The sequence below is a fragment of the Longimicrobiaceae bacterium genome (genome assembly GCA_035696245.1).
In the GTDB taxonomy this organism is placed as follows: Bacteria; Gemmatimonadota; Gemmatimonadetes; order Longimicrobiales; family Longimicrobiaceae; genus DASRQW01.
In genome coordinates this window covers 1-6,602 of record DASRQW010000392.1, presented here as the reverse complement: position 1 = coordinate 6,602, position 6,602 = coordinate 1, and the positions used below count along the sequence as shown (strand labels likewise).

Annotated in this window: 6 protein-coding genes; 3 read left to right on the top strand and 3 right to left on the bottom strand. The window is 69.1% G+C overall.

Going from position 1 to position 6,602, the window contains the following annotated elements:
• Positions 1–95 precede the first annotated feature (95 nt).
• From VFE05_17815 to VFE05_17805, 3 genes are all read left to right on the top strand, one after another.
• A complete protein-coding gene (locus VFE05_17815) occupies positions 96–560 on the top strand; it encodes an Rrf2 family transcriptional regulator (GenBank protein ID HET6231934.1) in 465 nt (154 codons plus the stop codon).
• 103 nt (positions 561–663) lie between these two features.
• Complete coding sequence (locus VFE05_17810; GenBank protein HET6231933.1) at positions 664–1,086, top strand: carboxypeptidase-like regulatory domain-containing protein; 423 nt, start codon at positions 664–666, stop codon at positions 1,084–1,086.
• Between the two features lie 34 nt (positions 1,087–1,120).
• Complete coding sequence (locus VFE05_17805; protein ID HET6231932.1) at positions 1,121–1,366, top strand: hypothetical protein; 246 nt, start codon at positions 1,121–1,123, stop codon at positions 1,364–1,366.
• Between the two features lie 1,176 nt (positions 1,367–2,542).
• Here VFE05_17805 and VFE05_17800 read toward each other — a convergent pair.
• The 3 genes from VFE05_17800 to VFE05_17790 all read right to left on the bottom strand — a co-directional run.
• A complete protein-coding gene (locus VFE05_17800; protein ID HET6231931.1) occupies positions 2,543–4,153 on the bottom strand; it encodes a hypothetical protein in 1,611 nt (536 codons plus the stop codon).
• Positions 4,154–4,269: 116 nt separating this feature from the next.
• Positions 4,270–5,592 (bottom strand): tetratricopeptide repeat protein, encoded by a 1,323-nt coding sequence (locus tag VFE05_17795; protein HET6231930.1) that lies wholly within the window; start codon positions 5,590–5,592, stop codon positions 4,270–4,272.
• Positions 5,589–6,602 (bottom strand): hypothetical protein (locus tag VFE05_17790; GenBank protein ID HET6231929.1); only part of this gene is annotated, 1,014 nt, incomplete at its 5' end. The genes VFE05_17790 and VFE05_17795, both read right to left, overlap by 4 nt.

The following is a 6,602-nucleotide window of genomic DNA, read 5'->3' as shown; positions in this document are numbered from 1 at the left end:
CGAGGATGGGGATGCGCGCGGCGGATGCGGACCGTTGACAGCGTGCCTATCCGTAACTACGTTGGTTGCAGTTAACGGGAGCGAGGATGCCTACCATGAGCAGCAGGTTCGCGGTCGCGGTGCACGTGCTGGCGTACATGGCCTGGCGCAGGGCCGAGGCCGTCACGTCGGAACGGATCGCCGGGAGCGTGAACACCAATCCCGTGGTGGTGCGCCGCATCATGGGCGCGCTGCGCAAGGGTGGGATGGTGACCGTGCAGCCGGGCGTGGGCGGCGGGGCCATGCTGGCCCGCGAGCCGCAGCACATCTCGCTGCTGGACGTGTACCGCGCGGTGGAGACGGAGGATCTGTTCGCCCTGCACCCGCAGCAGCCCTGCCGCGAGTGCGACGTGGGCGGCAACATCCAGCAGGTGCTGAACGGCGTGTTCGCGCGGGCGCAGGAGGCCATGCACGAGGTGCTGGAGGGCGTGACCATCCGCGACGTGTTCCACGAGGTCGCGGGGCGTGCGAAGGCGTGCGGGCAGGAGCGGGACGCGGAGAGGCTCCGCAGGGAAGCGTAGCCGCCGGGCCGCGGCGGCGTTGGTGCCGGTGAATCTGTAATGCGCATGGTTGCGGTTGGGGCCGCGGCTGCCCCAACCGGCCGGCGCGAGGAAGGACCTGGCGATGAGCACGCTGTTCGGTAGCGTTCGGTGCGGTGCGGCGGGGCTGGCCCTGCTGCTCGCGGCCCTGGCCTTCGGCGCGATGCCGGCGGCGGCGCAGGGCGGGGGATGGGTGGTGGGCCGGGTGACGGACTTCACCGGCCGGCCGGTGCACGGCGCCACGGTGCAGGTGCTGGGGTCCGACACGGCGCGGGCGCGCTTCCAGGCCACCAGCGAGGAGACGGGCGGCTTCCAGTTCGTGTCGCTGCCCAGCGGCCGCTACCGGGTGCGCGTGGCGCTGCCCGGCTACGCGCAGCAGGAAGACAGCGTGACGGTGGCCCCCGGCGCGCGCCACACGGTGATCGTGCGGCTGCGCGAGGCGCCACGGTCACGGCGCCAGGCAGCCCCGCCGCCGCCGGCCCCGCGCAACCGGGCGACTCGCGGGTAGCACGGGCCGCGCGGGCAGGCTGCGCGGCGAGAGGATGCCGGCCGGGCGGGTGCCCGCGCCGGCATCGCAATTCCTGAGGGACGAGAAGCATGAGCATACGACGCAGAGCCAGGCCGCGGGCCGCATCGCACGCGCCGCCGCCGAGGCCATCTCCGCCGCCGCGCCCGCCGCGTTCGGCATCGTGATCCGCCCGCCGCTGGACGGTGGCGCGGCCGAGCCGTCGTTCGCTGCGCCGCACGCACCCGGCTTCCTCGCCCGCCACTTCGCCGCACGGGGCTGACGCCTCGGACGCGTCACCGCACGTCCGCCTTTCGTCTGCTGAGTCGGCGAGACGAAGGCGGAAGGCATTGAGGAAGTAAGCCGCGGTGCGGGCGGGAATCAGACGGTAGATGCCGGGCTTCCGCCGCCGGAGATGCATCCGGCGGGGCGGCCGAGTTGCCGGGAAGGGGGATCGGCGCGAGACTTGGGGTTCGCTGTACCCATTTGAAGATGTACGGCGGGAGACTCGCGCGGCGTGGTGCGTCAGCGTGCGCGGATGGCGCGAGGCTCACGCCGGGGCGGGGAGACCCCGGACGGAAGTATATACGGGCGCCCGCCAACCCGCTACGGAAGGAAATTCCAGGCGGGACGCGCATTTTCCCTAGATGGTCCGAGCAACTTGCGCGCGCATCCCCCCGGTTCCGAGTATCCTGCACGCATCGGTTGACAGCTTTGGTGACAGTACGAACGAAGCGGGGCTCGCTCTCACGCGCCCCGCTTCGTTCGTATCCTGCCCATGCTGGTGCAACTCCGCGTACTTACCGCATCCCCGCCAGCGCGTGAGCCATCCACGTTTGATCCTGCGAATATGCGCACGACGCAGCGGTTCGAACGTCAATCGGTTCCGTCTGGTCGAGTGCGACCCGCCGCGCTACCGCTTGGGTGATCTCGGTGTGGTTAGCCGGTAGGCTCCGGGTGTCGCTGTAGTGATACCCTTGCGAAGCCTGAAACGAGCACCCTCCTCGCACGCCCATCCCGGGCGTAAAACCACCAGTGAAGCCAGGGTATTCCGAATCGTGCTCCGGGTGGTTCCACCGTGTCAGGGCGACGAAGGCGTACACGCGAGCGGGAACGCTCGCCCCTCGGTCGCCGGCGATGTCGAGCGCCGCAGCGAAAAACGTACTGTCACGCAGCCATTGGCTTTCCTTCCACTGACCGACCAATGCGAGTTTATCCGTGGAAGTCCGGAGCCGCTGGACCCGGAGAACAACGGTGCGCGCCCATGCGTCGTCACCGCACGAGCGGATCATGCCAGCCGCCCAATCCACATGCGGCGCCGGATGCCCGGTCGTCAACGCCTGCTCAGCCAGTCGGCAAGCGTTTCGGAGCCTGATTGAATCCGGGTTCGCCTGAGCGACTGCGGCTCGCGGAGCTAGGATGCCGAGCAGGAAAACGAGGGTGAACCTCACAAGAGTTTTCATTTGGGAAAGATCGGTTGGAGGTTACACGGAACGTTCAGAACGTTGTTCGCATCCCATTGTACCCTCGCTGCATTCGCTCCTGCTCCGAGCGGGCGGACGAAGGCGCCGTCTAGGGTTTCGACGGAAGAGGACTGCTTGCCCTCGTAAAGCGTGAACCCTTCGACTAGATCCCCTGCTGCATCCGACTCATACCACTTCCTCCACGCCTCCAAGTGCCCAAGCTCGTGAGCGGTCGTGTGGCGTAACGCCTCGGCCATAAACGCGGGCCCACACTTGCGCTCGCTGGTGCTCACGCCGGGCACGCCCGTGTCTCCCACCTGCGCACGATAATAGGGGTCATCGTGCAACATCGCACGGTTAAGCCAGATGCTCATCTCGCCCTTGAATGTCGGGGGTTCACCCGCGAACAGCCACCCGTCGTTCGGCCCGCTACCCTCGTCAATGAAAGGCCGCTGAGGATAAGCACCTTCTGACTTGCCGAACGAGCCGTCTTCAATCTTACCGTTCCTGATAACGACCGGGTATTGGAGGATCGTATCTCCGGGCGCGAAGCTGCCGACCCAATGCCAGGCGCTTTCCGGAGGTGAAGCGGGGTAGTGCATCCGGAAACCACTGCGCGGCGTGACCGTCACGCTGGCTTGAGCCGTATGCAAGTGCCCGTCGACCGTGCCGCTCACCGAAATCGTACCGCTCACAACCATCTTCCCGCCCCATGTCGCGGCGTGTTCCTCGCCGGCCTCCGGCTTGATCTCCGGCCCTCCGCCACCCTGGAAGCTCCACCCCAGGATTTCCAGCGCCGCACCCGCGGGAACGGGTCGCGCCGTGCAGGTGAGGTCCTGCCCGCGCGTGACTTGGTTCGGGCCCTTGTCCCCTGTGCACTCCACGACCAGCGAATCGCTCGGAGGCGGGGGCGGGCAGGCGCCACCGGCTACGTCGAGGTGCGCACCCCCTGCCGAACGGTTCAGCGAGGCACCGCCGCAGCCAGCGTCGACCGGTTTCAGCACCTCGACGCTGACGATGTTGGTGCCGCTGGTATTCCACACGTACACCCCGTTGTACTCGAAGTACCCGGTGAAGCCGTTACGGGAGACGTAGATCGTGCCCGGCCCGGTGATCTCCGGGCGGAAGGCTGCGCCCTCGTAGTAGTACCCGACGCGGCCCATCTGCCCGTCCGGCCGCTGCATCCACACCTGCACCCACATGGCATCGTCCAGAGCAGAGAAGCCGCGCGGACCGGCCGTCTGCCCGTCGTAGGGCGCACCCGAGCCACAGAAGGCGGGCCAGGTAATCGGCGGCGTCGGAGGCGTGGCCTTGATCCCACACACGTACGAATACTCGTCGTTGTATGTGAGCGTAATTTCCCCGCTGACGGAGATCCGCGCGCGCTGCCCGTCCCTGAGCTGGATACCCGTGCTGGTCAGCGGGTAGTTCCCCGGCCCGCCCGTCGCGGGGAGGTCGAAGGAGCCGACCCGGAACCACTCCTCCGCGGGCGCCGTGTCGCGGCGGCTCGCAGCCGGTCCGGCGGGTTGCTGGTCGGTACAGCCTGCGAGTGCGGCGGCCAGGAACAGCAGGCCGGCGCGCCTCGCCCCGAACTTCGGTAGTCGCATGAATCCTCCCCAACGGGACGGATGAAAGCACGTGCGCGGCCCGTCCCACATGCCGCGGTAGTGGAGCACCGGACGCGGTGCATCAAGGGATCAACGAACCATCCTCAGAGCGTGTGTCATGGCGCGAACGTGTGAGGATCGGCGGGCGCCCCACCCGTGAGCGCCCGCACGAACGCATCGACCAGCGCCCGCACGGGCGCGACGGGAAGCCACGGCTCGGGCTCGTCGTCGTCCTCCCAATCGTCCACGAGGCCGAGACGGATGGCCCGAAGGTCGGGAAACGCCTCGTCGCAGGCCGCTTCTCCCACCTCCTTTGGCATCATCGCAGCGACGAACATACGCCCAGCGATGGAAGCCCGGTCGGTGTCGTTCGTCAGCGCCGTTGCGTTGAGGACGGCCAAGGCGCGCTGTTGGGCACGCGTCCAGTCGCCGTTGTTCGCCGCAGCGCGAGCCAGCTGAATGGAGGCGTCCACCTGTGCGCTTGTTGAGCCGCATCCCATGTGGAGCCACGTCCCGCACCAGCAGCCTTCATACTCCCATTCCAGGCCGAGGGCCGCCGAGGCGCGGGCCGCGGCGGCAAGGCTCGCCAGCCGCGTCTCGCCCTTCGCGTGGTGGACGGCGGGCAGGAGCAGCCCGGCGGCTCCCCTGAACTGCCCTTCCGCAAGCCACCGCTCCGCTACACGCAGACCCATCACCGGGAGCCGGTCGCTGCCCGGCTCGTACGCGTCCACGGCCTCGCGGAAGTGCTCCAGCGCGTCACCACGGTGATCCAGCGCGTACCGCAGCAGGCCGAGCGCGACGAGCGCGTCCCCTTCTTGGGCCCTGCATCCGTACCTGCGGGCGACAGCGCGGGCGAGCTTGTAGAGCCGCCCGGCGAGCGCGTGCGCGTCCTCGTCGTGGGCAAGCCTGCCCATCCGCAGGAGTGCCGTGGAGAGCGTCGCGCCGTCGCCGTGACGCCGCGCCAGCCGCGCGGCCCAGCCGTACCAGGCCCAAGCGCGGGCGAAGTCGGCCCGCATGCGGTAGAGCCGCCCCAGCTCCAGCGGGTGCCGCGCGTCGTTCGGCTCGATGAGGCAGGCGGCCTCTACGAAGGCCGCCGCCGTCCAGATGCCGCGGTGCCGCCAAAGTCGGTCAGCGGCTTCCCGGCACTCGGCCGCCGCACTGGCCCGCAGGTCCGGCGTCACGGGATTGCGAAAGAAGTATTGGAGGCAGGACACCGCGTCCCGCAGTTGCAGGCAGGCATACAGGCCGTGCCGGCGGAAGCGCGGCGGGTCTTTCCCAGCCAGCCACGGCCGGACGCTGGCGAGCGCCCCGGAGAGCGTGCGTGCCGCGGGTGCCAAGTCCGATCCGTCCAGGTCCATGCGGATGATCCGGACATCGTCGGCACGCTTCGGGATCGAGCGGGTAGGTGGACGCGTGCGGCCCAGGCGCGCGAACCTCATGTGCGGCTCCGTTCGTCACGCAAAGTCGCGGACCGGTGCGCACGGTCCGTGTCGCCCAGGCACTCCGCCGCGGCGGTGAGGTCTTCCCGCACCCCTGGCGGCACCGCGCCTTCGGGTATCCGGCGGATGAGAGCCCAGGCGCGCGACCACGCGTCTTGGAACTGAGCCCGCTCTCCGATCCGTGCGGATGCAAGCGAGAGAAGCGCGAGCGCTTCCACGGCTTGCGCGCGGTCGAAGAGAGACATGCGGTCAGGGGTGAGCAGCGCCACCGCGCGCGCGGGATCGCCCCGACGCACGTACGAGCGGCCCAGCTCCAGCACGAGCAGAGGATAAACGGAGTGGTTCGCACCGTAGACGTTCATCGCGGCCAGTGCATGCCGGTCCGCGTCCTCGTACTGGCGCAGCCCGGCGGCGAGGCGGAACAGGACGTGGAACCCTTGGGCACGCGCCTCCGAGCACCCGTAGCGACGTCCAGCGCGTATCGCCTTCGCCGCGTGGCGCTGCGCCTCGACACGCTGGCCGTGGTCGAACAGGAGCTTTGCCAGGGCGGCGAGCGCGAGGGCGTAGACCTGGCGGTCCGTCCTGCGCGCCTGGCCCACGGCGCGGCGCAACCATGAGTCGGCGCGCACAAGCTCCTTCGCCTGCACCGCCGCAAGCCCAGCGAGTAGACAGAGCGCAGCGTCGTTCCGATCCACGAACGCTGCCGCCTGCGAGAACGCCAGCGCCGCCTTGGGAAGCTTCCTCCCCGCTGCCCACCGGGCCACGTGGGAACAGGAAGACACCAGATCAGAGGCGGTCACCGTCTCCGGGCTGATAAGCAGAGCTGCGATGGCGCCGAGGTGCGACGCGATTTCCGCGTCACACGGCGTGGTGAAGATGTGTTGCAGCCGGAGTGACGCCGCACCATCGGCGAACATACCCCCGCGTTCGCCGGGTTCGACCTCTGACCAGAGCCGGACATCTCGCGCGCTCGCCCACAGGAGCACGCCCAGCGTAGAGGGAGATTCAGT